This window comes from Cohnella baijiui (assembly GCF_020731285.1).
Lineage (GTDB): Bacteria > Bacillota > Bacilli > Paenibacillales > Paenibacillaceae > Cohnella.
Genome location: NZ_JAJFOW010000106.1, coordinates 1 through 472 on the forward strand (window position 1 = coordinate 1; position 472 = coordinate 472).

Here is a 472-nt window from a genome sequence, read left to right on the forward strand (position 1 = left end):
ATTGTAACAGGTGACTTAGGGAAAATCGGGTATGCGATTTTAAAGGATGAAATGAAGGATCTCTCATTTGATATGACGCCGGTATATAACGATTGTGGCCTGATGATATACAGTCCTGATCAACAGGTATTCTCAGGCGGCAGCGGATGCGCCTCTAGTGCAGTCGTTACGTACAGTCATATTATGAACCGTCTTAATGAAGGAAGCATCAGCCGCGCACTTATTTGTGCGACAGGAGCATTGTTCAGCCCCGTCAGCTATCAGCAGGGTGAGAGCATTCCGTGTATTGCGCATGCGGTTGTGCTTGAAGCGGGGGGAGTGTAGAGATGGGGCAGATTGGAATCGCTTTTCTTGTCGGTGGTGCCATATGTGTAATTGGACAGATTCTGCTTGATTTTGTGAAGTTTTTTTGTTAAGTTGTTTTGATTTTTGTGTTTGGTTGAGTTGTAGTTCTATAATGTCTTTGTTTGTA

1 protein-coding gene and 1 pseudogene are annotated in these 472 nt (G+C 44.1%); both read left to right on the forward strand.

Going from position 1 to position 472, the window contains the following annotated elements:
• Positions 1-324, forward strand: a pseudogene (locus LKX83_RS31835) (stage V sporulation protein AD); the annotation flags it as partial.
• Between the two features lie 2 nt (positions 325-326).
• Complete coding sequence (locus tag LKX83_RS31840) at positions 327-416, forward strand: SpoVA/SpoVAEb family sporulation membrane protein (RefSeq protein WP_370639170.1); 90 nt, start codon at positions 327-329, stop codon at positions 414-416.
• The last annotated feature ends 56 nt before the right edge of the window (positions 417-472 follow it).

What these genes read in the sequence shown, in the direction of transcription:
- LKX83_RS31840 (WP_370639170.1), top strand. Translation starts at nt 327, where the DNA reads ATGGGGCAGATTGGAATCGCTTTTCTTGTCGGTGGTGCCATATGTGTA.